Origin of the sequence: uncultured Campylobacter sp., from assembly GCF_937981295.1 — a bacterium.
GTDB lineage: Bacteria > Campylobacterota > Campylobacteria > Campylobacterales > Campylobacteraceae > Campylobacter_B.
This window is the reverse complement of the sequence record NZ_CALJPC010000001.1, coordinates 12,973-36,939: the sequence shown is the minus strand read 5'-3', so window position 1 is coordinate 36,939 and position 23,967 is coordinate 12,973. Positions and strand designations below refer to the sequence as shown.

The following is a 23,967-nucleotide window of genomic DNA, read 5'->3' as shown; positions in this document are numbered from 1 at the left end:
TTCGCGGGCCCGCAAGGCAGTTTTATAAAAGGTTACAAATGAAGAATTTCAGTTTTACGGCATTAATTTTGTGCTGTATCATCGCGACTTTGTTCGGCGCACCGAGCGCTAACGACGCCAACGCCACGAACATAGTCGTTTCAGATGAGCTTAGAGCAAAGCACAAACTAAAGCCGCACCACGAGCATTTGGCGTTTGACTGCGTCGATTGCCATGTAAATCAAGGAAGCGATCCGTCTAAATTTAAAAGTATCGGCGACAAGGGCTGTATCAGCTGCCACGGCGACAAAAAGCAGCTCGCTTTGAGGCTTAAATTTATGGATACGCTTAAGGCCAATCCGCACAACTCCGTCCACGACGGTCCTACGCTATACTGCGACGAATGCCACAACGAGCACAAGGCATCTACGAATATGTGTACCGAATGCCACGAGCACGAAGTGCCGCAATGGATGGGGGTGACACCATGAGAATTTCTAAAAAATTACTAGCGCTTATCATCTTAATAAGCGGCATTATAGGGTTTTTCGTCGTCGTGCCGGTGCACTATGCGCTTGAGAAAACGAGCACCGATAAATTTTGCGACGTCTGCCACGAGATGGATCCGATGGTGATCGCCTATCAAGACGACATCCACTCGGGCAAGGGCAAAACGGGCGTCAAAGCCAAATGCGTCGATTGCCACCTACCGCACGACAATATCGTAAAATACGTCTATCAAAAGGCCAAAAACGGCGTGTTGGAGGGCTACTCGCACTTCTTTGACGAGCCTGAAAAATTTGATTGGAACAAAAGGCGCGAAAACCGCGAGCACTATGTGTTTGACAACGGCTGCACGAGCTGCCACGCCACCGTGATCGACAGCAAAATCACCTCCGAGCAGGCACAGCGTATGCACGCGCACTACAAAAAGCTCCTAGGCACCGAGCGCGAGCTTAAATGCGCGAGCTGCCATGTAAGCGCGGGGCATGGCATCGGGCTTCGCAACTACCTAGAGTACTGGCGACCGACGTATAAAATTTACGAAAAGAAGATGATGGAGGAGAAGATCAAAGCAAAGAAGAAATTCTTCGGCGACGAGTATAAACCGAGCGCCGAAGAGCAGGCCTTTATGGACGCTTCTAGCGCGAAGAAATAACGCTTTGAGATTGTAAGCGTTTCGATTCGCGCTTCAATTCATGCTCCGCCGCGGGTTAAATTTAAAGCTCAAATTTGGGCTTCGATTTAATCCGCGGCGAGTTAAATTTAACGGGTCAAATTTTATCTCGCTTTTATTCCGCTTGATCCGATAGGTAAAATTTTATCCTTTTTCATCTCTTTTACGCTTTACGGACGAGCTTTAAAATTTATCCAAATTTAAAATTTCATCGAAAGAAGCTGTGCAAAAATCATCGCTTTTTTGATATCTAAGTGCCGTATACTAGGGCGCAGTCAACGCCTGCTATATTAAGGGCCTAAAGACAACATCAGTTTGCCGATGTCAGATATACAGTGCGCTTATTCTACGAAATGTTGCTGAAATTTTACTAGATTACATAGCTGCGTTAAATTTAATAGTAAGGCTTTATAATTTTAAAATTTAGCGGATCGGATCGGCAAATTTAAAATTCCGTCTCCCTGAAATTTTGCCGAATCTATCATTTAAATTTATCGTCTAAATTTCGTCCTTATTTCATTAAATTTGAAAAGTCTGTGTAAATTTGGATGAAGCAATTTAGCAAGCGCGAGCTTGCTTGATGATACGGATGAGAAAGAGCGGAAAATACTCCACTCTTTAAAGCTTTAGTTGCCGCTTAGATCAAATTTATACGCAGCTTGCAACCATATCTCGTTCTCGTCAAACTTCCTATTTACGCCGCTAGCGTAGTGGTCGCTTCTCTCAAGCGCAGTGTAGGTTACGCCCAAGCTTAGCCCCTTAACGGCCTTAGGAGCGTAGTTTGCCGTTACCGCCCAGCCCTCTACGTCCATGCTGGTGCCGACCTTTTGGCCCGCAGCTCCGCTAGCATTGATATTATTCGTGCCGCCTACTCTGTCTTGATTGCCTTTTACGTAGTGTAGTGCGGTTTTGAAGCCATCTAGGCCAATAGCGCCGAAGTTGTAATCAAGCACGACCTTATGCGTATCCATACCCGCGTATCCTGTGAATACGAACGGACCTCGGATAGGCAGAGCGGTGTATGATCCTGGACCGTTGCCGACGCCCAAAATAACGGCATCATCGTCGCTAACGGTCGTATAGGCATACGATAGACCGAATCCGAAAAACTCGCTAACCGAGACTCTTGCGCCAAACATATCGCCGTCAAGCCTTCTTGGCTCCAGCCCTCCGTTTACGCGCGAGCCTTTGTAGTTAAGATCAAATCCTAGCTTTAAAATCTCGTCTACCGGCACTTTTACATTTGCCTCGGCAAGATACAAGCTAACGTCGCCGTCTTTTAATGCGTTAGCCGGTTTTACGTCCGTTACCGCTGCGTAAGCGCCGGTTAAAGTAGTATAAGGCAAGGATTTGTTTTGAACATATGCGGAGAAGATATTTTCAAATTTTACGGCGACCGGACCGGTCATATTGCCGAGTATCACCCTATCTTTAAATAAAGGAGCCTTTCCTTCGCCTGCTGGAGCGCCCATAGCGGTTTTGCTCCTGCCTTGGAATTTATAAAACCATCCGCCCCACAATGTAGTATCGGGGATATCTTTATTGGATATCGCTACGCCCTCGAAAGCCTCTTTAAACGCCCTCGTATAGTTGCCCGCAACGAGCGGAGTCACGACATATTGTCTACCCGCCTTTATATCGGTATTTCCTATGCCGTATCCTAGGTATAATTCCGATAATACCGCACCTTTAGTATACCACTCCTTATCGTAGGCGATCTTATTGCTTGAGCCTACGTGATACGGCATCAACCAGCCCTGTCCGGTAAGCCCTATTCTAAAGCCGTAAAGAGGATCGGTAACGTATCCGAGCTCAAGACCCACGCCGAATGCCTCGTAGTCGTTATCGCCCGTAGCGGCTTCGCCTCTATTGTCTACGGTTTTATTGGCGTAAGTTGTCTTTACCGTTCCGCCAAACTTACCGTTAGTGATCGCCTCGGCTACGCTATCCGCCGCGCTTAGCGAGGATACCGCACATGCGCAAACCGCCGCAGCTAAACTTAGTTTGATGAGTTTCATTCGAAATCTCCTTTCATAAAGATTTACAAATATTTATAAAATGAATTATATCAAACAATCTCGCTGTTTGCGATAAAAAAGGGGTAAATTTAAAATAAGATTACGCAACTTTGTAAAGATTAAATTAATGAATAGTGAAATTTATCGCCCGATTTATGATTTTATGATTTGACGGATATTTTCGGCTTGCGTCCCAGGCTCAACTCGCGGATAAAAGCGATCAAAACCTCAAAATTTTCAAAACACCAAACTGAGCCGCCGGATAAAATTTTACCGAAATCAAAGGGTGAAATTTCGCCGCTTTTAAATTTTAAAATTTAGAAAGCGTGGTGAAGCTTGCGAGCTGAAATTTCTTTTTAAATTTAAAAGCGCGGCTACATAGATTTATACAGCCTATGCAGCCGCGCGGAATTTAGATAACGGATAGAAGCCCTAAATTTAGATAATTTACAGAGCCTTTGCGATCAGATCGTTTACGTTTTTGATAAACTCGCTCGGATTTTCCAGCTCCTGCCCCTCGCTAAGGCGCGCGAGATCGTAGATTATCTCGGCTACTTGCGGTAGCATCAGCTTATCGGCCTGCAGCTTTTTGATGATCTCGTGATCTGCATTGATTTCCAAAATCGGCTTTATTGGCGGCAGATTGCGGCCTCCCATCTGCTTAAGTAGCTGCTGCGTCGCAAAATCGGGATCGTTCTCGTCAAAAACAAGGCAGGAAAGCGAGCCGCTTAGACGCGATGAAATTTTAACATCCTTGACGCGTTCGCCTAAAATTTCTTTGATCCTTGCGGCGATCTCTTTGGCTTGCGGCGTCGCGGCATCGTCGCTTGTGGCCTCCTGCTTGATCGAAGTCGCGTTTTTTACAGGCGTCTTATCAAACTCAAAAATGCCAGGCATCACGATCGTATCGATCTCATCGTCGCAGAGCAGCACTTCCGTGCCCTCGGCGTTAAATTTCTCGATCAGAGGCGAGCTTTTAAGCATCGCGGCGCTGTTTCCCGCGATATAATAGATCTCTTTTTGATCCTCTTTCATTTTTTCCTTATACTCACTAAGCGTGATGAGACCGTCTCGCAGGTTTGATTTGAAAAGACAAAGTTTTAAAATTTCCTCTTTGTTTGCGCCGAAGCCGTAAAGTCCCTCTTTCAAAACCTTGCCGAATAATTCGTAAAATTTTATGTATTTTTCACGATCGTTCTGCAAAAGCTTTTCTAGCTCGGATAGAATTTTTTTCACGCTCTGTTCGCGGACGTAGGCTAGAATTCGATTTTCTTGCAAAATTTCGCGGCTTACGTTTAGCGGCAGATCCTCGACGTCCATTATGCCGCGTACGAAGCGCAGGTAGCTAGGCAGCAACTCTTTGGCGTCGTCGGTGATGAAAACGCGCTTGACGTAGAGCTTCACGCCGCTTTGATAATCGACGCGGTATAGATCAAAGGGCTCGCTGCTCGGCACGTAAAAAAGCGTCGTGTATTCGTGCGTGCCCTCGGCCTTTGTGTGGATGTAAAACAGCGGATCGCCGCTGTCGTGGCTGATCTGCTTATAAAATTCATTGTAATCGCCAGACTTTAGGCTGCTTTTCGGCAGCTGCCAAAGCGCACTCGCGCGGTTGATTTGGACGTTTTTAACTTCGCTATGTCCCTGCTCGCCCTCTTTTTGCGCAGGAATGTATTCTTCTTTATCCATAAAGATCGGATAAGGGATGTGGTTGGAGTATTTTTTGATAATGCCTTCTAGCCTATATTCGTCCAAAAACTCCTCATCTTTCATATGCAGGATTATCGTCGTGCCGAAGTCCTCTTTCTGCGCCTTTTCGACCATGTAGTTGCTCGCGTCGCTGCTCCATTTATAGCCGTCCTGCGAGAGCGGCTTGCGGCTGATAACATCGATACGGTCCGCTACCATAAACGCCGAATAAAACCCGACGCCGAACTGCCCGATGAGGTTGCTGTCCTTCGCCGCATCGCCGCTAAGGCTCGCCATAAAGCCCTTCGTGCCGCTGCGCGCGATGGTGCCTAGATTGCTCTCTAGCTCGGTTTCGTCCATACCGATGCCGTTGTCGCCGATACTTAGCGTTTTGGCCTCTTTGTCGATCTTTATATCGATGCGCGGCACATACGAAAGTGCCTTGTAATCGTCGTTCGTAAGGCACAAATAGTTTAATTTATCCAGCGCGTCGCTTGCGTTTGAGATCAGCTCGCGTAGAAAAATCTCCTTGTTTGAATAAAGCGAATGGATCATCAAATTTAGCAGATCATTCACTTCGGTCTTAAATTTTTTCTTTGCCATTATGCGGTCCTTTTTGAAAATTTTGGCAGATTATATCATGGAGTGCTAATCTTGTCAAGAGTAGAATAAATAAACTTGATATGAATCCTATCAAGTTTTGGAAATTTACGCGCATCTGAAGAATATAAAATTTAAACTCGGCTGTGGATTATATAGCAAGGGCTAGTCCGAATTTGACGGCGCATCTGCGCTAAATTTACAAATTCTTTTTAGTCGTCGTTTTTTGAAAATTTCAAAATAAGATGATATAATTCACCCAGCTTCGATGCGATTTTGATGATAAAAACGGGCGTTTAACTAAAACAAAATTTATCGAGCAAAAAGGATCTCATTTGAATAACGAAGAAATCATACAACGCATAAATGAGCTGAGAGAAAAGCGTGGCAAAAATTTAAAAAGCCCAAGTGAAACTGTCTGCGAAACGGATGCCAATGCAGATATGGATACTGACGCTACCGTAAATTTAACCGAAAAATCAGGCGCAGGTTCGGCAGTAAATTTAACCCAAAAACCGAGTCCCAAGCCTTCCGTCGCTACTTTAATGGGTAGGCAATCGATCAAAGACGCAGATCTCCGCACTCCGCACAAAAATCGCTCCATGCCAAAAATATTTCCTCTCATCGTCGTGTGTATAGTCGCGATCTTTATAGCGATAAAAGCATCTTCTCGCACGGAGACTTTGAATGAAACCCGAATTCCGACCAATCAAGCAAACGAAGCCGCAGACAAAAATCCTAAAGAAATTTCTATTCGCACCAAAGACGGCACTTTAAAAATGAAAAACCCCGTAAGATTTCGCGAAGATTGCGACGGCGGAGACGGCGATGCCTGCGCCGTACTTTCGAGCCTGCTGCTATTAAATGGCGAAATTTCGCAAGATGGCGCCAAAGATCTACTTAAAAAAGGCTGCTACGAGCTTAACGGCGGCGAAAGCTGCACGAGACTCGCAGGCTACGAGGATAGAGATTCGCAAGAGGGCAGAAAACTGTATAAAAAAGCATGCAAGCTCGGTAACGGCGAGGGCTGCTTTATGTTCGGTTACGTCGCGTATTTTGACGACAATGACAAGGAGGCGGGCGCGCAATACTTTGAGCGATCGTGCGAGTTGCGATTTGCGGAGGCGTGCTATTTTCTAGTGGGAATTTATTCAAATGATCCGGCGAAATCGCAAAGATATCAGGCTCTGTTTGAAAAATATCAACAAGAAAACGACGATGCGATAATCAGCTTTAGGCGCAGATAATTTTACGGCTCAAATGCACTTTTGCGCATTGCGCTTGCGGGTTTAAATTTGCGCAAATCAAAAAGCGCCCTTTGCTCGGCAAGCATACAAATTTTAAATTTTTGCTCAAACCCAAGCGCCGCGTCAAATTTACACAAACGCAGAAAGTCAAATTTAATCGGTTTACAAATTTAAAGCCTCGCGCAGAGATCGTCTTAAATTCACCAAGCTCATACCGTCCACCGCCTTTTTAAATTTTACTCATCACATCGTCGATTATCGCTTGCGCGCCGTTTTTATCAGCGAGCTCAAGCAGCCCTTTGCTCGCGCGCGCCACGTCAAAGCTCTCAATCAAGCTCAAAATCCGCTCGCCGCTTGCGTCCTGCTGGCGTAAAATTTCGCAAAGTCCGCGCTCTTTAAGAAATTTCGCGTTATAAAACTGATGATCCGCCGCCGCGAACGGAAACGGCACGAATATCGCCGGCAGGCCATTTGCGCAGAGCTCCCACAGCGTACTAGCGCCGCTGCGCCCGACGCAAAGATCGGCGCTTGCGATGAGCTCGTGCATGTTTTTGCAAAAGCCTACGAGCTGTACATCTAGGCCCTGCTGCGCGTAGGTCTGGGAGATACGCTTAAACTCGCGCTCGCCGCACTGATGGATCACGCCGTAGCCGAGGCTCAAAAGCTTGGGCGCAAGCTCCACGGCAAGCGAGTTGATAAAGCTCGCCCCCTGCGAGCCGCCCAAAAAGATGACCCTCTTAAGCGCCGTGCGCGGCCGCGCCGTCTCGAAAAAAATATCCGCGATCGGATAAGCAAACGCGGGCTTTTCATAGGAGCTGTAAAATGCGCGCGCAAAGGGCCTTAGCAGGCGGTTGAGCCGCCCGCAAACGGCATTTTGCTCGTGGATAAAAAACGGCACGCGAGAAAGGATCGCCGCGATGGATGCGGGCGCCGAGCTGTATCCGCCCACGCTGATGAGCGCGCGGACGCCGTTTTGCTTTAAAATTTTACGCGCCGCAAGCGAGAGGCGCAGGATATTTAGCAGCGAGGCTAGCTTGGCAAAGCCCTTTTTATCGACGACGCCCGAGCTTTGCAGAAAATAGGTGCGCGCAAAAAGCTCGCTATTTTCAAACCACGCGCGATCCTGCCCACGGTTTGAGCCAATAAAGATCGTCTCGGTGCCCTGCTTCGCAAGATGAGCGGCTAAATTTTTAGCGATTATCAGATGCCCGCCGGTGCCGCCGCCGCTGATTGCTATGACCATACTTTTCCTTTAAATTTATAAAATTTTGCGCTTAAATTTAAGCCACGGCGCGCTTCAGCGTAGAATTTCAAACGCAAAATTCGGCTCTAAATTTACGCCTAAATTTAATCGCACTCGCTCCAAAGCCCGCAAAAGCCTTAAAATTTCGCCCTTTTCGACGCCATCAAAACGAGCCCCACCGCAAACGATGCCGCGAGCAGGTGGCTGCCGCCGTAGCTCAGAAACGGCACGGCGATACCCTTTACCGGCGAGATCGACGTGATGCCGTAGGAGTTGATAATGAACGAAAAGAAAAACATAAAGCCGATACCCAGGCAAAAGAGGAAATTTACGTTACTAGGCGACTTGCTCGCGGTCTGAAAGATGCGAAATAGCATCGCATAAAATAGCGCCACGATGAGCAAAATCCCGACAAACCCCCACTCCTCGGCAATACCTGCAAGCACGAAGTCGGTATGCACCTCGCTCAGATAGCCTAGCTTAAAGCTCCCGAGCCCAAGCCCCTGCCCGAAAAACTCACCGTTGTTTATCGCATTTAGCGAGTGTCCGACCTGATACGGCGCGCTAGCGTCCTCTATACGCAGCCCGGCAGCTGTCTCCGGCGACATAAACGACAGTACGAAATCCTGCACTCCGCCCCACCACGAGCGCACGCGATCGACTCTGTGCGCGCTCGTGACGATAAAAACGTAAGCAAGCCCCAAGATCCCCATAAAGCTAAAGCCGATGAGCTTGAAGCTAGTGCCCGCAAAAAGCGACATAAAAATCATCGTAAGCCCCAGCACCGCGACCTGCCCCAGATCGTTTTGCACGATAGCGACCAGGATCACCACAAAACCGAAAAGCGCTACGTAAGGAAGCAGCGTCGCGATCTCGCGCCCGATGCTTTTTTTGGAGTGATCGAGCTTACGCGAGAAGCTCCACGCCAAAAAGTAGATGAAGCCCACCTTGAAAAATTCCACCGGCGCGAGGTTAAAAAACGGCAGCCTGATCCAGCGCGCCGCGCCGTTTACGTCGGCGACCAAGGATTTGGGTAAAAAGCCCATCGCGAGCATCAAAATCCCCATTATCGCAAAAAGCGACATGCACACCGGCGTTAGGCATTTATCGGGATCGGCGCGAGAGACGATCCACATCACCGCGATGCAGGCGATCCCTACCGCGCACTGACGATAAAAAAAATGCAGTGGTGTAGCACCCAGCAGAAGCACCGTATAGGAGCTCAGCGACAGCGAAAATATCATGCCGATCGTAATGAGCGCGCAGGTGAAGTAATATAGCCATTTATCGGTTCTCAATCATCTCTCCGTTTTAAAATTTATTCGCATTTACGTGCGCCGTGCACGCTTTGTCTGCCGCACGATGTTTTGAAACCTCGCATCGCGCCCACGGCGCACGGTGCGAATCGTGGCACCGCCTTTTAAAAGTGTACGGCGCGACCGCGCATTATCTTTTGGCACGCAATGCGATCGTGCATCTTTGACGCGCGGCGCGCATTATTTTTCTCGCACATAGGCGGCTTTATGGCGCACACTACGGGATAGCACGCCACAAGGTACGATCTCGCGCTATTCCGCAAGCGCGTATTGCGTACGCTCTATTCTAACATATCGCGGCGACTTTCGATGCATACTGCGGATAGAGCGCCGCGAAGCGCAATCCACGCCGCTTTTTAAGCGTGCATTTTACTCTCGCGTATCACACAGCCTTTTGACACGAGCTGCAGCACCGTAGAGCGGGACCTCGCACTATTTTTTAATACACAGACGGGTGCATTCTACTCTGGCAGGCATATCGCGGCGACTTTCGGCACGCGATAACAAGGTCGCAAACTGCGACCATGCAAAATCGCACACGAGTAGCGCGCGGTAGCTGCAAAATTTTACGCCGCAACATCATTGCAAACGCGCTCACATGCCGATCGATTTTCAGCGCACGGACAACGTAAAACGCGCCGCATCTTACAATACAGCCACACTGCAAAATGCAACTTAGCTACAAAGCGCGTTTATACCGCAGGCAGTGCGAAATTTCGTTTTAAATTTATTCGCCGCTACGGCGCAAATTTTATTAAATTTATGTGCGCGGTGATAAATTTTCCGTTCTAAAATTTTACGCCGCAGAGCATGTAAACACTCGCTCGCAAAACATGCCGTATGCAGCCGCACTGCGAAACATGCCCGACAAAACACCGCGCGCCAAACAGCTTTGTTGCGCGGATTGCGACACAAGTTTTTGACATGCGGCACGAGCACTCGCGCTACAAATTAACCGTAACGCGCGACCGCAATACTCCACTACTGGCTTTCAGCGCGCGACCAACTTTCCACTCATGTACTCGCGCGCGGGCAAGCCAGTCTGCAGCAACTTCTTCCGCTTGCGCAGTCGCAAGACATTTCATGTCGGCGCGGCGCGATTTAAAATTCAGGTCCGCTGCGGCAAATTTTAAAATCAAAATTTGGGCCGCCTGGCGTCCCCGTATGCAGCAGTTTCGGATAAAATTTCAAATTTACGTCGCGGATCGCCGCGGTGCCTTGAACGAAATTCATCCGCCGCAGAGCGCCTATCGCTCACGTATCGGCAGTGCGGCAAGCTCTCAATTCTGCGTCGCAGATGAAATTTAAATATCGCCGAGCGTTTAAAATTTAAATCTCGAAGCTCTTTCGCTCAAATTTTAGAATTTTAAATCCTGTGCCTTTTTTTGCTCCGCTTATGCCTTAAAATTTCACGCCGCGATTGAAATTTAGTGCCAAGAGCACAGCGCTCAATTAAACCGCGCCTTAAATTTCAATACGTCTTAAAGCGGGCGCGCCGTAAACGCAAGCTGTAAAACGCGCTGTTTGCACCTGCCGAGCACTACCTTTAAAGCGCCCTGCCATACCGCAAAAAGCCTCGATCACATCCGCGCAAGCTGCCACACTTTGCCTCAGCCGCAGAGATACAAGTGCGAGCTGTGGGGCATGGACATACAAATTTAAAATTCGCAACAGGTACCGAAATTTTAAAATTCCGCTGCGACAAATCCGATAAATTTTAAAATTTCTAAAATTTAAAATTCTATCGACATAGACCCATCAAATTTTAAAAATTCCGACGCCGCAAATCCAATAAATTTTAAAATTTCGCCGCTTAAATTTCATCGAAATTTTAAAGCTTACTTGATTATGTCGCGCTGACCTTTGGCGTTGATCTCGCTCAAAACACCCATCTGTTCGAGCTGCTCGATGATCGTCGCGGCGCGGTTGTACCCGATACGCAAGCGGCGCTGTAGGTAGCTGATCGAGGTCTTCTCCTCCTCCAAAACGATCGCCTTCGCCTCGTCGTAAAGCTCGTCAAGCACAATATTTTGCGGATTGATTATGCCGCCTTCTTGCTTGGCGCCCTCGTTTTCGATCAAAAATCGCTCGTCATAAACGACGCTTTCTTGCGCTTTTAAAAATTCCGCGATCTTGTTGATCTCATTCTCGGTCGTGAACGGCGCGTGCAGGCGGATGAGCCCTGGCGCGGTAGGCGGCGTAAACAGCATATCGCCACGCCCAAGCAAGCTATCCGCGCCCATCTGATCCAAAATCACCTTGCTATCGACCTTCGAGCCCACGCGGAAGCTGATACGGCTAGGCAGATTCGCCTTTATCAGCCCCGTGACGACGTCCACGCTAGGGCGCTGCGTCGCTACGATGAGATGGATGCCGCTAGCGCGCGCCATCTGCGCCAGACGCGCGATGTAGTGCTCTACGTCCTTGCCGCTCGTCATCATCAGATCCGCGAGCTCGTCGATGATAACGACGATGTAAGGCAAAATTTCGCCCCCCTCGCGCAGCATCTTTTCGTTGTAGTTGTCGATATTTTTCGTCCTGTTTTGCGCCATGAGCGAGTAGCGTTGCTCCATCTCCGCAACGAGATTACTTAGCGCAATGATCGCCTGCTTAGGCTGCGTGATGACGGGCGTTAGCAGGTGCGGGATGTCGTTGTAGATGCTAAACTCGAGCATCTTCGGATCGATCATTATTAAGCGCAGGCTCTTGGGCGAGTTGCGATACAAAAGGCTAAGCAGCATGGCGTTGATACCCACGCTCTTGCCGCTTCCCGTGGTGCCTGCGATGAGAAGGTGCGGCAGCTTCTTAAGATCGGTGACGAATGGCTGCCCCACGATGTCCTTGCCAAGCACGATGGTAAGCGGACTGGAAGCGCTTTTAAACACATCGCTTTCTAAAATTTCGCGCAGATAGATCGTATCGATATTTTGATTCGGGATCTCGATACCCACGACGTCTTTGCCCGGAACCGGCGCTTGGATGCGGATGGTCTGCGCCCTAAGAGCCATCGCCAGATCGTCTTGCAGCGTTAGAATTTTACTTACCTTGATGTGCGCGGCGGGGCGAAACTCAAATGTCGTAACGACCGGGCCCGAGTAGGTCCGCACCACGTCGCCGTCGATCTTAAATTTACGCAGCTTATCGAGCAGGTCGTAAATTTTACGATCGATCTCACTCTCGTCGATATTGCTTTTCTTTTTCGGCGGCAGGTTTAAAAAATCAAGCGGCGGCAGTTTAAAATCCTTGGGCTTAGCCACCCTGCCCTTATCGAGCTGATCCAAAAGCCTTTTATTTTCGGCGACTTCGCTTAGGCGCTCGACCCTTTTTAGCCTGCTCGGCTTTCCCTTCTGCGGCATTTTAAGCTCGCGTTCAGCGGAAGCCTGCGGACCCTGTGCATCACTGAAATTATGTTCATTTTCAGGCTCGCGAGTATCGTTTAAATTTTGTAAATTTCGCTCACCTTCAAAACCGCGCCTGCTTGCACCCTGCTCCATAAAATTACCCTGTTTTGCCGAATTGTCCTCTGTGCTCAAAGCGTCATTCAAAGCGTTAAAATTTTCCGCACCTCTCAAGCCCTGCGCAGACGAATGCCTTGCAAGCCCGCCCCTTTGCGCTGCATCTGCATCGCTAGCGAAATCATCCCCAATTTCATCCTGCGAGCTTTCATCTCTTGAGCCAATAAAGCAATTTTTAATGATGTCGGTGAAGCGATCTTCAAATATAAGCACTAGCGAAAGCACAAAAATCGTAATATTAAAAATCCACACACCGACGCTTCCGATCATTCGCCTAAGTCCGTCCACCGCGAAGCTGCCGACCGCTCCGCCACTAGCGCCAAAGAGACTCGACTGCACCATCAAAATGGTAAAAAACAGCAAAATGGCTCCGATGCTAAACTCAAAAAATCTAAAGTCAAAACCGCGAAAATGCTTATAGGCTACGTATGCCAAGGCAAGTAAAAATAGCGGATAGATGTATGCAAAATAGCCGAATAGCTGGGTATTAAACGAGCGGATGGCATTGCCGGCGCTGCCTACAAGCGCGGAATCGGGCGCAATGGTAGCAAGCCCAAAAAATATTATGACGGCCGATACGACGATAAAATATACTTCTTTGATTATGATAGATCCTTAAATTTAAAGCGGTATTTTAGCCAAACGAAGGTTAAAATTTTATTTGAAGGATGAAATTTTAATGCTTTGATAAAATTCCGCGCCCTCGCAGGCGCGGAATTAAAGGGGTTAGTTTTTGACGGCTTTGCCCAGATCCCACATAGGCATAAAGATACCAAGAGCCAAAAGAAGAACCATGCCCGCCATAAAAAATAGCATGATCGGCTCGACGTAGCTTGAGATATTATCGATGATATCGTCGAATTTCTCTTTATAATAATCCGTGACGTTGCCGAGCATCTTATCGAGGTTACCGGCCTGCTCGCCCGCGCTGATCATCTGAATAAGCATACTCTCATAAAGCCCTGTATTGTTAAACGCCTCTGTTAGGCTCACGCCCTGCTGCACGGCAATTTTAACGGTAGAGAGTTTCTCTTTTAAAGTATGATTATCCACCATTAAAACAGATGTATCCAGCGCATCTGCAATAGGAATACCCGCTCGCACGAGCTCTGTAAAAATAAGCATAAATCGCGACATCGTCGAGAAAAATATGATCTTACCGAATAGATAGACCCTTAAAATCGTCTTGTCAAAGCCCTTTTTAAACTCAGGATTATTACGATATGCCCATCTAAGAGCTATGATAGTGCCTATGATGCCCGCTAAAACAAAAATTCCATAATTATTAAGAGTGCTTTCGATACCGAGCAAAATTCTAGTAGGCAGCGGCAGATCCGCGCCCAAATCCTCAAAAATCTCGCGGAATTTCGGCACAACATACATCATCAAAACCGAAAACGCAATCGCCATAACGATCATAAGGATCATCGGATAACGCATCGCCTTTTTAAATTTACGCTGGTTTTCCCAAAGCTCTTGAAGCATAGCGGCAAGTTTGGCTAGGGATTCTGCCATATTACCGGTAGCTTCGCCCAGACTTACCATCGCAACGACGACATCACCGAGCTGACCTCTAAATTTCTCCGTAGACTCTGTCAAGCTAAGACCCGCGTTAAGATCGTCGTTCATCGCGCTGAAAATTTCTTTTAGCGTCTTATCCTCTGCCGCCCTTGCAACTTCCTTGATCGAGTCGTGGATTGAAATTCCGGCATTTGTCATAACCGAAAGCTGCCTGATCGACGCTACTAACGGCATCGTTCTAACTCTTCCGCTACCACCCAGCATGCGCGAAATCTGCGCCTTAAAATCGCCGCCCGTATTGGCTACGACCTGGGTTTCACCTCTTTTTACGATCGTCCCACCTACGCGCTGCTTCATTAGGTTGTTTGCTTGCACTTTATCGCTGGCTTGCAAAAACATCTTTCTTCTTGCGCCCTTGGCGTTGTATTCAACTTCTAATTGCTTTTTCATTGTTTAGCCACCCTATAAATTTCTTCTATACTAGTTACTCCGCGCGCAGCACGTATAACACCGTCTTCAAACATATCTATAAAACCCTCCTCCTTCGCTAAGGCTCTCATATCGTCCTTTGAGCCGCCGTTAGCGATCAAGCTCTGCATTTTATCGGTAATAGGTAAAATTTCACTAATCATCTCACGCCCCATATAGCCCGTCTGACCGCATTGATCACAACCTACGGCCTTAAAAAATGTGTATTTTTCAGGCAAAAATTCCTTCAGCTGATCAAGCATCGATTTAGGTAGATTCGTAGGCTGCTTGCAGTGCGGGCAAAGCTTTCGCACAAGACGTTGCGCCTCTACCGCAATCAGTGCACCGCTTATGAGATAGGCTTCGATACCCATATCCACTATTCGCGGGATCGCGCTAACGGCGTCGTTAGTGTGTAGGGTCGAGAAAACCAAGTGTCCCGTAAGAGCAGCCTGGATCGCGATTCTAAGGGTCTCTTGATCACGAATCTCACCGATCATTATGATGTCAGGGTCTTGTCTTAAAATCGAGCGCAGTGCCGAAGCAAAGGTAAGACCTGCTTTTTCGTTAACTTGGACTTGTTGGATTAAATTTACTTGATACTCTACCGGATCTTCTACGGTAATAACCTTAGTGTCGATATTTTTAATATCGTTTAGCGCCGCATATAGCGTCGTAGACTTACCGCTTCCAGTAGGTCCGGTAACCAAGATAATACCATATGGAGCCTTCATAGCGTTATTAAATTTCTTAAAGCTATCAGGGTGCATGCCGAGCTTTTCCAGGCTTATGATAACTTTGGATTTATCTAGAATACGCATAACTGTAGATTCGCCGTTGATGATAGGCAGTGTCGAGATACGAAAATCATATTCGCGACCTGAAATTTTCATACTAAACCTGCCGTCTTGCGGCTTGCGACGCTCGGCGATATCCATATTCGAAAGTAGCTTCAATCGGCTTACTAGCGGCGGATAGATATCCTTATCAAAGATAAAAATTTCAGCGAGCATTCCGTCGATTCTGGTACGCACGACGCAGTTATTCTCGGTCGGCTCAATGTGAATATCGCTACCGCGCATCTTAATAGACTGGCTGATTATCATCTCGATGAGCTTTAAAATCGCCGAGGTATCATCGCTGCTTCCGCTACCGCCGGTGTTAGCAAGCTCTTTGCGGATCTCCGCTACGAGCCCTTTAATGCTCTCTGAAAGCTCAAGCTTAGATAGATATTTATTTACTTGATTCGGATCGGCTACTACGATTTTAAGCAGCTGTTTGCTAAACATAGCCTGCGCTTTATCTTGCGACTCAAGATTAAACGGATCAGAAAAAGCAACGTAAATATTCAGATCATCCGCTTTAACAGGTATCACGCCGTATCTTTTAAGCTGTGCGGTAGGAGTGCGTTCCGATAGCCTGAAGTCTATATCGATATCATCTAAATTCATATACGACAGGTTCATTTTCTTGGCTAGAATTTGCAAAAATTCCTTTGGATCCATCGAAAATTTTTCGCTTATATCGTCAAATTCTATCTGACGGCGCTTGTATAACTCAACTAAAATTGAGCAAAAATCATCCTGGCTTAGATAGTTATCTCCGACTAAAACCTCGCCTAGCGTCAAGCCAATATCCATCTTGTCCTTGATTTCCGGAACAACAGTGCTAGTAAGGATATTGTTTCGTATTAAAATCGCAACGATCTGCTCTTCAATCTTTGTCATCGCGATCACCAATAAATTTTAATCGAGCTAAGCTTATCGCCAGCATAAATTGCAATTACCATCTTTTTTACCTCTTCCTCTTCTTTGATAAAAAGCTCGGCACGCTCGCCGTTTTCTAGGGTAAAGACATACGTATCACTCTTTTTTACGTATGCTCTTTCCGTAAATTTATCAAAAATTTCAGACAAAATATAATTGATCTTAGGCGTGCGTATATAGCTAATATCCACGCCATCACAAAGTGCCAAATAAAGCATCTTCTTTTGAAAAATTATAGTCGAATAAAGAGAAGCATTCTCGCGAGCTTCTTTCGTCTTATAAAGCATCACCGTAGGCACGACGAGCTCATTTACTTTATCCATCTTAAGGCATGCCTTGGCATACATATTCGCAAGCGCCTCGCTCTGCTCCTCGATGAATAAATTTCGCACGCTTTCTTGGCAGATACGGTTGTACTGACCGATCTGATCCCAGTTGCGCACGTCATCGGCGCTAACTGCAAATAACGACGCGATCGCAAAAGCTAAAATATATAAAATTTTCATAGTTTATCACTTCTTATCTTTGAAATTAGGTTAGAAATTTCGCTATTTTTCGCCTTTGCATTAAAGGTCTCAAGAGCGTAAAGCGCGTCTTCCTTACGACCCTTTTTATAATTGGCTTTAGCAAAAATTATCCAGCTAGCGACGTTGTCCTTATCAAGCTCATTTGACGTAAGAGCCCATTTGATCGCATTATCGTAGTCTTTCTTATTATATGCTTCTTCGGCTAGCGATAGCGAATACTCAATCTTATTCGTCGCGTAAAATTTGCTCTCCAAGCTCTGCTTGTCTTCGCTTAAATTTGAAGTTTTTATCTCAATTCTAGAACTTAGTGGAGCGCTACTTGCGGTATTTGTAGAACCTCCAGAGAAATTTGATTTAGGCGGCAATGGAGCACGCCCAAAATCTATAACCTCGTTTTTAGGCGGCTGATTTGCAAAAGCTGCGTTATTGGTATTAGGCACATTAAATGTAGGAGCATTTTGATTGCCAAAATTCTGTCCGCCAAAATTTTGACCGCCGAAATTCTGAGCCTGAGCCTGCCCGCCATAGTTTCCGCCATTTTCGTAATTATTGGTTATCTTAAACCCACCGGAATCCTCGCTGGATAGCACACCCACATCGTTTAAATTTAAGCTTGGACGTTCCTTTTCGTGCTTAGAAGTACGAGCAACTTTCGGCGCGCTGATATTATAATCCTCTTTGGAAATATTATTTTGCACTGCAAGATCTGCCGCCTGCTGCTCGGCATCACTAGCAGAATTTGTAGCACCACCCTTGTCCTCAATATTTTGATTGATACTTGCCATACTGACGCTATCGCTATCTTTAAGCAGCCAAAATATCGCTCCGATCGCAACCGAGATCAATATCAAAAGCCCCAAAATCGTCTTATCGAATCTCAATACGAAATTCGGCTTAGATTTCAGGAAAGAAAACTGCTTTCTGTTTTTGTTATACTCTTCCCATTTTTTTTCAAGTTCGTTTACTTCGTAAAATTCAAGCATTTATTATCCCCGAGCCTATCGCTGCCATCTCTATGATTTTATTATTAATCTGCGAAAAACTAATTTCCGTAGGTTTATTTACCTCGTAATACTCAAAAAGCTCATACATCTTATACATAAGCTTGTTGATGTTCCTCATATTGCCGTCTGTTAAATTTAAAATCAAATCGAAATTATCGTCGCTAAACATAAAATAGTATTGTTGAAAGCCATGAAGCACAAGCTTTTTTTCAATATACAGCTTGACTTCGCCTAAATTTGAATTAGGAAGCTCAATGCTCTCCCAAATTCTGGTTTTAAAATAATCCTTTGCGAGGCGATCTTCCTCGTCAGTCTTATGCACCGTAAATAAAAATTTAAATAATCTAGTATCTGCCATAAGGCGAATTTTTTCTATTAAATTTCCTGGATACAGCTGAGCTTCGTCGAGCAAAATAACGACCTGCTCTACCGCTCCGACATTGGTAGAGATGCCAAATCTCTCTCTGTAAACCCGCATAAAATTTTCATAATTATCTATCGGTTCACTCGGCGTAGAGTGAAATATCTGAGAATAAAGCTCTAAGAAAAATTCTTTCTCATCAAAAAACGGCTGCGGCACAAATACGACTCTTACCTTTTTTTCAAGATCGACCTTGATCTTATTAAGCAAAAATGTCTTGCCGCAACCCGGTTTGCCGTAAAAAAGTATAAGTTTTAACGGCTTTTGCAAAGCATTTAAAATTTTATGATAAGCAAGGGTTGATTTATCGAGATTAACGAAGTCCGAGACTTCGTTATCCTCGATAAAAATCTCCTTGATCGCCGTATAGTTATTACTCATTTTCGTAGATGGATTTTGAGTAACCTAGCTCTTTAAGAGAGGTAGCAAGCGGCGCGCCGGTATTGTCGATGATATGTGGAGTTACTACGAAGATTAACTCCGACGTTCGCAAAACATCGGCAGTGCTTTTGAAAAGATTCCCGATTAATGGAATTTCAGCTAGCACAGGCACCCTAGTGTTATCTTTTGACTTAGTTGCACCAATTAAACCACCTAAAATTACAGTATCTCCATCATCTACCCAAACTACGCTTGAGAGTTTCTTTTGCAAGGTATCAGGTGCAATCTCTCTTCTATTATTTGTTCTTACATTGTCCTCTGCGTATTTAAGAGAGCTTAAAGATGGATTAATTCGTAGCATAATCCTATTATCATCTGAAATTTCAGGCAAGATATTCAAAAGAATACCTACAAATATCGAATACTGATCGTCTGACTGAGTACTACCACCCTGATAATCACCCGTATTAGTGGATTTTAATACATAGTTAATAGTATCACCTACAGAGATAATAGCAGGCTGATTATTCATCGTAGTTACCTTAGGGCTTGAAATAACCTTAGTTTTACCTTTAGTCTCTAGGAAGTTAATCAAACCGTCGATATTGAAATTTAGATTAGCCCCTATCGTCCAAGTTCCGTGAGTATCGCTAGCCTTTCCTCTATTTCCGTTATCTATGTGATATCCTGAAAGCTTAGTCGGATCTCCACCTACATAGGTATTAAATCCTAGTTGAAATTTACTCCAATCTATACCGGTGGTGTATTCGTTATTTAGCTCGACAGATATGATATTTACATCTAGCAAGACTTGACGACTAAGGCGTTTTTGCATACCGCTTAGATATCTATCGACGCGAGCTATCTGAGACTTCATAGCAGTAACGGTTACTAAACCGGCATTTTGATTTATAATAGGAGCGACTGCGACATATTTTTCAGTACCGTTATTTAAAACAGAGGTGATTTCCTCGCTAATCTTCTCCCAAAAATCAAATTTTTCTTTGGTAGTGATCTTATTATCGTCATTTTCTGTTTTATCACTATCGCCATCATCTACTTTAGTAGGTGCGGAATCGACAGAAGATTTAGTAACAGCAGTACCTTCTCTAATAGAAGTGATGTAATCCACTTTAAAAGTCCTAGTCTCTAGCGCTGAAATTTTTAATATGCCATGAGAATACTCATAGCTTAGATTATTCTCTTTTATGAGTAGATCTAAAACTTCGCGTAAAGAAAGGTCTTTGATGCTTACGCCTTGCAGTGGCTTACTCATCTCCTCTTGAGCGATAGCGTCTTTTGCTACCACCGAAAAGCGGCACATATCGGATAGCTGAGTTAGCATCTCGTTTAGCGTAACGGTATCGTTAATCTTAATATTTAGCGCCTTCCTATCGCAGTTACCTGCAGTTGCGGGAGCGGCATATAGACTAGTAGCCGTAACAGACAAAGCAAGCATAGCAGCTATGCTAAGCTTTTTACTTATATGTAATAATGACATTTTGACTTCCTTGTTTTAGTGTTAGTTCGACTTTATTTTCATCGTCGTTGGTAATAATAACGCTATTACCCGTTATTTGCACGATCTTATATGAGCCTACATACTCGCCCAAACCATACCACTTATCGTTTAGCTTAACCTTATCGCCCATAATACCTACTAGCTGATAACCTAGATCCACCTGCTGATTAGCTTCTCTAGGCACATTGGCTTCTTTAGGATAGAACGGATCCTGCAAAGAAGCTATCTGCTCATCGCTAAGACCCACTCTAGGCTTACTAAGATCATCGAATATCGCATCGTATTTAGCTTTATAGGCTCCATTACTAGGCGCCACCGTCTGATTATTATCTACAGCAAATAGAGCAGTAGAAAGTAGCAAAGAGCATAAAATTAACTTTTTCATTAGTAATTTACTCCCCAGATAGATATACCGATGCTTCCACCGATTTTGCCATTTTTAGTGGCATTGATATCCATCTTATTTACATCTACGATCATCTCCGATTGTTCGATAAGGTTGATATACCTAAGGACGTTCGAAAATGCTCCTTCAAATTTTACATCTATATCCAGCAAGGCTTCAGGCTGAAAAATTTGTTTGATGCTAGGCTCTCTTCTATCGCTGTGAATAGCATAAATTTTAATATTGTTATTCTCTGCGATCGTTGAGAGGCTATCCATAAATTTAGCCCAGTTCTTTTCATTATAGGTAAGCTTTGAAATTTCTTTTAGCTTACCGTCTAGATACCCACGCTCATCATTGATATTTTTAAGGTTGGTTTTAGCACCATTGAGGATATTACGCTTATTATTAACAAAAGCATCAGGATCACCGCCAAAAAACTCGTTATACTCTCTTTGTGCGCCTTCAAGCTTAGTCGTGGCAGTACTTAGATTTGTCTCGCTCTCTTCTAAATACGGATCCGCATAGTTACTCAAAATAAAGTAAGCTACCACACCTACAAACAATAAAGCTATGTAAAAATAGTTATTTGCACTATTTCCCTTGGAGGCAAACCATTGATCAAGTTGATCTAATGAACTTTTCTTTTTCATTATTTAACCTCCACACTGATGTTGCTATCGTAAAAGACGGTTTTATTACCCTCTTGCAGCGCGATTGTTTTAGTATCCACGCCATACACCTCTTTTTTACTGATATCCTCTAAAAGCTCGGTCATCTGCTTATCGTTTTTGGTGCGCACCTGAACAGTTAGAGTCCTATTCTCATCACCGATCCTAACCATATTGCCCTTATTTTTAACGACCATATTGGTTAGCTCAAAAATAGAAACACCCTTCATGGCGTAATTATTTTTCTTATCTAAGATGGCATTAATTAGTTTGCGCCTGTCGTTAAGCTCCTTACCACTCTTAGCAGCCTGGGCATTTACCTCTTTAGTCTCTTTATCCAAACGCGCACTTTCATCTCTAGCGGGACCCATCTTTTCCTCTAAACCTTTATATTCGCTAGTTTTGTCATCAGCTACCATATTATTATAATAGCCGTAGCCGAAGTTATACGCAGGATACGCAGCCCCAAGTAAGCAGCCTAGCAACATATAGCCTATCAGCTTGCCGGTTGATCTTTGGGTCAAAGGCGGAGGTCTCATAAACGGCGAGTAGTTGTGATCGTCGTCTTTAGTAACTAAATAATCTTGACCTACCAAGAACATCAAAATATCTAGCTGAGTGAGCGGATAATCTTTTGCGTTGATTGCAACGTTAAAATTAAAATCCTTGTATCTTAGCTTTAGATTATTTTCTACAAAAACCTCGATCGCAGGAATTTTACCGATATCCGTTCCGATATAGACGTTTTGAATATTGACGTTGTAAATTTTACTAATACCGTTCAATACGTCGTTGATGTAGTAAAACATATCGTCAAAAATTTGGATCATATAATCGCGTTCGGTCGGATTTTCTAAATTTACTCCCTGTTTGGAGAGCAGTCTATAAAAGCTCTCTTCATCGACCCTGCTACCGACTAGCTCGACATATTTTTCATGCAAAAATTTTAGGTTGTATCTTACTTGACGAGATTGAAAATATTCGCCGTTTTGATACACTACCAAAAACGCATCGTCGCGTTGCAAGTAGATGAAGCAATCGATTCCGTCGCGAGTTAGGACACCTCTATTATACAAGCCCTCGTATAAAAACGGAGCCATAGCCACATAGTCGATGTAGTTCGTCCTAGCGGCGATCGCATCGAATTCTGAAGTGAGTTTGGCATTATCTACGACAAAGACGTTGAAAATTCTATCATCGCCGCCAGCGCCTATTACCTCACTATAGGTGATTTTGTAATCCAAAGCGGTGTCAAGCCCCAGCTCCTCATACACCTTAACGACGATCGCATCTAAAAGATCCGCGTCCTCTACCGATCTGCTTATCTCGACCGTCGCAGTCATTATATCCTTATACGGAATATATGAGACGTAAGTTTCCTTCGCACGATTCGCTTTTGAGAAGTCGTGCTCGAAAACTTCATTCTCACTTAGACCGAATATGGTTTGCGTGACTTTGTTGATCGCAACAATCGAACTAGCATTTTTACTATTCTTTGCCATAACACTCCACTTCCAAATGAAATTTTCTACGCTGCTAATACTAATAGAAATAAAATAAAATGTCAATAGATAAAATCGGTTTTTACCCTAAATTCGTCATTTTTCCAGCTTTTTTTTACAAAAACTGTTAATTTTAAGTAAATTTTGACCTTAGAAAAATTTGAAATTAACTTTTTGGCTCGAATTCCGATCCGCTTGATCGCCTCGCCGTTTTTTCCGATCAACATCTCTTTGTGTGAATTGCTGTCCGTTATGATCCGCGCATACACCGAGGTTAGACCAGGTTTTTCCACCACTTTTTCCATCACGACGTCGCTGCAATACGGGATCTCGTCACTCATACTCTCAAAGATCGCCTCAAGTATGAAGTCGCGATAAATTTCGCGCTCGTTGGTCGCGCTTAAAATTTCGGGGTCGTAAAAATACTCATGCTCGGGCAAAATTTTACAAATTTCGTCCAAAACCTGCTTTTTATAGACCTTTTTTTTGATGCTAACGGGGATTATCGCTTCGAATTTATCGGTAAATTTTTGATATTGCAGGAGTCGCTGCACGATCTTTTCGTCGTTTGCTTCGTCAATTTTAGTTAAAATCACGATGTGTTTGGTGCCTGCGTTTAAATTTAAAAATTTCTCGTATTCTGAGGTATCGTCGTGCACCGGCGCCAAAAACAACACCAAATCGCAGCCTTCAATCGCCCCGAGCGCCACTTCGACCATCAGCTTATTCATCAGCTTGGCGCTTTCGTGCAGCCCCGGCGTGTCCGTGAAAATCACCTGATCTGCGCCGTTCATCGCGATGCCGTTAATCTTGCGGCGCGTGGCATTGATCTTGTGTGAGACGAGCGAAATTTTCTCGCCGCAGAGATAGTTTAGCAGCGAGCTCTTGCCCGCATTCGTCCGCCCGATGAGCGTTACAAATCCGCTTTTCATATTTTCCTTAAATTTATAAATTTTATCTTGCAACCGCAGCGCTAAGCCCTTGCGGGTAAATTTTAAAATCTCGTTTTGTGCAGGCA

General features: G+C 45.0%; 19 protein-coding genes. 4 read left to right on the top strand and 15 right to left on the bottom strand.

The genetic code is table 11. The features are described 5' to 3' along the window. Positions 1-38 precede the first annotated feature (38 nt). Together Q0135_RS00170 and Q0135_RS00165 are read left to right on the top strand one after the other, a co-directional pair. On the top strand, positions 39-470 hold the full coding sequence (locus Q0135_RS00170) for a cytochrome c3 family protein (protein ID WP_297987273.1): 432 nt from the start codon (positions 39-41) through the stop codon (positions 468-470). Beyond that, entirely contained in the window at positions 467-1,138 is a 672-nt protein-coding gene (locus Q0135_RS00165) for a NapC/NirT family cytochrome c (RefSeq protein ID WP_297987326.1), read from the top strand. Before Q0135_RS00170 ends, Q0135_RS00165 begins: the two co-directional genes overlap by 4 nt. 644 nt (positions 1,139-1,782) lie before the next feature. Here the strand turns inward: Q0135_RS00165 and Q0135_RS00160 are convergent. Both Q0135_RS00160 and htpG read right to left on the bottom strand, forming a co-directional pair. Next, the gene (locus tag Q0135_RS00160; protein ID WP_297987271.1) at positions 1,783-3,174 is read right to left on the bottom strand and encodes an OprD family outer membrane porin; all 1,392 of its coding nucleotides are present in this window, start codon (positions 3,172-3,174) and stop codon (positions 1,783-1,785) included. A gap of 447 nt (positions 3,175-3,621) precedes the next feature. Then, a complete protein-coding gene (gene htpG / locus Q0135_RS00155) occupies positions 3,622-5,463 on the bottom strand; it encodes a molecular chaperone HtpG (RefSeq protein ID WP_297987268.1) in 1,842 nt (613 codons plus the stop codon). A 332-nt stretch (positions 5,464-5,795) separates the two neighbouring features. On the opposite strand from htpG, the gene Q0135_RS00150 reads away from it, so the two are divergent. After that, positions 5,796-6,707 (top strand): hypothetical protein, encoded by a 912-nt coding sequence (locus Q0135_RS00150; protein ID WP_297987266.1) that lies wholly within the window; start codon positions 5,796-5,798, stop codon positions 6,705-6,707. A gap of 229 nt (positions 6,708-6,936) precedes the next feature. Here Q0135_RS00150 and Q0135_RS00145 read toward each other — a convergent pair whose 3' ends face one another. Further along, positions 6,937-7,950, bottom strand: a complete 1,014-nt coding sequence (locus Q0135_RS00145; protein ID WP_297987264.1) for a UDP-N-acetylglucosamine--N-acetylmuramyl-(pentapeptide) pyrophosphoryl-undecaprenol N-acetylglucosamine transferase — start codon at positions 7,948-7,950, stop codon at positions 6,937-6,939. A gap of 137 nt (positions 7,951-8,087) precedes the next feature. After that, positions 8,088-9,248, bottom strand: coding sequence for an FtsW/RodA/SpoVE family cell cycle protein (locus Q0135_RS00140; protein WP_177389148.1), 1,161 nt, complete (start codon positions 9,246-9,248; stop codon positions 8,088-8,090). A gap of 1,182 nt (positions 9,249-10,430) precedes the next feature. Here Q0135_RS00140 and Q0135_RS00135 point away from each other — a divergent pair. After that, positions 10,431-10,574, top strand: a complete 144-nt coding sequence (locus Q0135_RS00135; RefSeq protein WP_297987262.1) for a hypothetical protein — start codon at positions 10,431-10,433, stop codon at positions 10,572-10,574. Positions 10,575-11,104: 530 nt separating this feature from the next. On the opposite strand, the gene Q0135_RS00130 is transcribed toward Q0135_RS00135, so the two are convergent. From Q0135_RS00130 to era, 11 genes are all read right to left on the bottom strand, one after another. Next, entirely contained in the window at positions 11,105-13,348 is a 2,244-nt protein-coding gene (locus Q0135_RS00130; RefSeq protein WP_297987325.1) for a DNA translocase FtsK, read from the bottom strand. A 159-nt stretch (positions 13,349-13,507) separates the two neighbouring features. Then, the gene (locus tag Q0135_RS00125) at positions 13,508-14,752 is read right to left on the bottom strand and encodes a type II secretion system F family protein (protein ID WP_297987261.1); all 1,245 of its coding nucleotides are present in this window, start codon (positions 14,750-14,752) and stop codon (positions 13,508-13,510) included. Then, the gene (locus Q0135_RS00120; RefSeq protein WP_040303655.1) at positions 14,749-16,497 is read right to left on the bottom strand and encodes a GspE/PulE family protein; all 1,749 of its coding nucleotides are present in this window, start codon (positions 16,495-16,497) and stop codon (positions 14,749-14,751) included. Before Q0135_RS00120 ends, Q0135_RS00125 begins: the two co-directional genes overlap by 4 nt. A 5-nt stretch (positions 16,498-16,502) precedes the next feature. After that, the gene (locus tag Q0135_RS00115) at positions 16,503-17,042 is read right to left on the bottom strand and encodes a hypothetical protein (RefSeq protein ID WP_177389145.1); all 540 of its coding nucleotides are present in this window, start codon (positions 17,040-17,042) and stop codon (positions 16,503-16,505) included. Further along, a complete protein-coding gene (locus Q0135_RS00110; RefSeq protein ID WP_297987259.1) occupies positions 17,039-18,046 on the bottom strand; it encodes a hypothetical protein in 1,008 nt (335 codons plus the stop codon). Before Q0135_RS00110 ends, Q0135_RS00115 begins: the two co-directional genes overlap by 4 nt. Beyond that, positions 18,039-18,869, bottom strand: a complete 831-nt coding sequence (locus Q0135_RS00105; RefSeq protein ID WP_005870282.1) for an ATP-binding protein — start codon at positions 18,867-18,869, stop codon at positions 18,039-18,041. The genes Q0135_RS00110 and Q0135_RS00105 overlap by 8 nt, the downstream gene beginning before the upstream one ends. Beyond that, positions 18,862-20,370: a pilus (MSHA type) biogenesis protein MshL gene (gene mshL, locus Q0135_RS00100; protein WP_297987258.1), complete on the bottom strand. Its 1,509-nt coding sequence runs from the start codon at positions 20,368-20,370 to the stop codon at positions 18,862-18,864. Before mshL ends, Q0135_RS00105 begins: the two co-directional genes overlap by 8 nt. Then, complete coding sequence (locus tag Q0135_RS00095; protein WP_297903512.1) at positions 20,348-20,752, bottom strand: hypothetical protein; 405 nt, start codon at positions 20,750-20,752, stop codon at positions 20,348-20,350. The genes mshL and Q0135_RS00095 overlap by 23 nt, the downstream gene beginning before the upstream one ends. Before the next feature lie 23 nt (positions 20,753-20,775). Then, complete coding sequence (locus Q0135_RS00090) at positions 20,776-21,429, bottom strand: hypothetical protein (protein WP_297987257.1); 654 nt, start codon at positions 21,427-21,429, stop codon at positions 20,776-20,778. Further along, positions 21,429-22,949, bottom strand: a complete 1,521-nt coding sequence (locus tag Q0135_RS00085) for a hypothetical protein (RefSeq protein WP_297987255.1) — start codon at positions 22,947-22,949, stop codon at positions 21,429-21,431. Before Q0135_RS00085 ends, Q0135_RS00090 begins: the two co-directional genes overlap by 1 nt. Before the next feature lie 62 nt (positions 22,950-23,011). Further along, positions 23,012-23,881 (bottom strand): GTPase Era, encoded by an 870-nt coding sequence (gene era, locus Q0135_RS00080; protein ID WP_297987324.1) that lies wholly within the window; start codon positions 23,879-23,881, stop codon positions 23,012-23,014. Between the last annotated feature and the right edge of the window lie 86 nt (positions 23,882-23,967).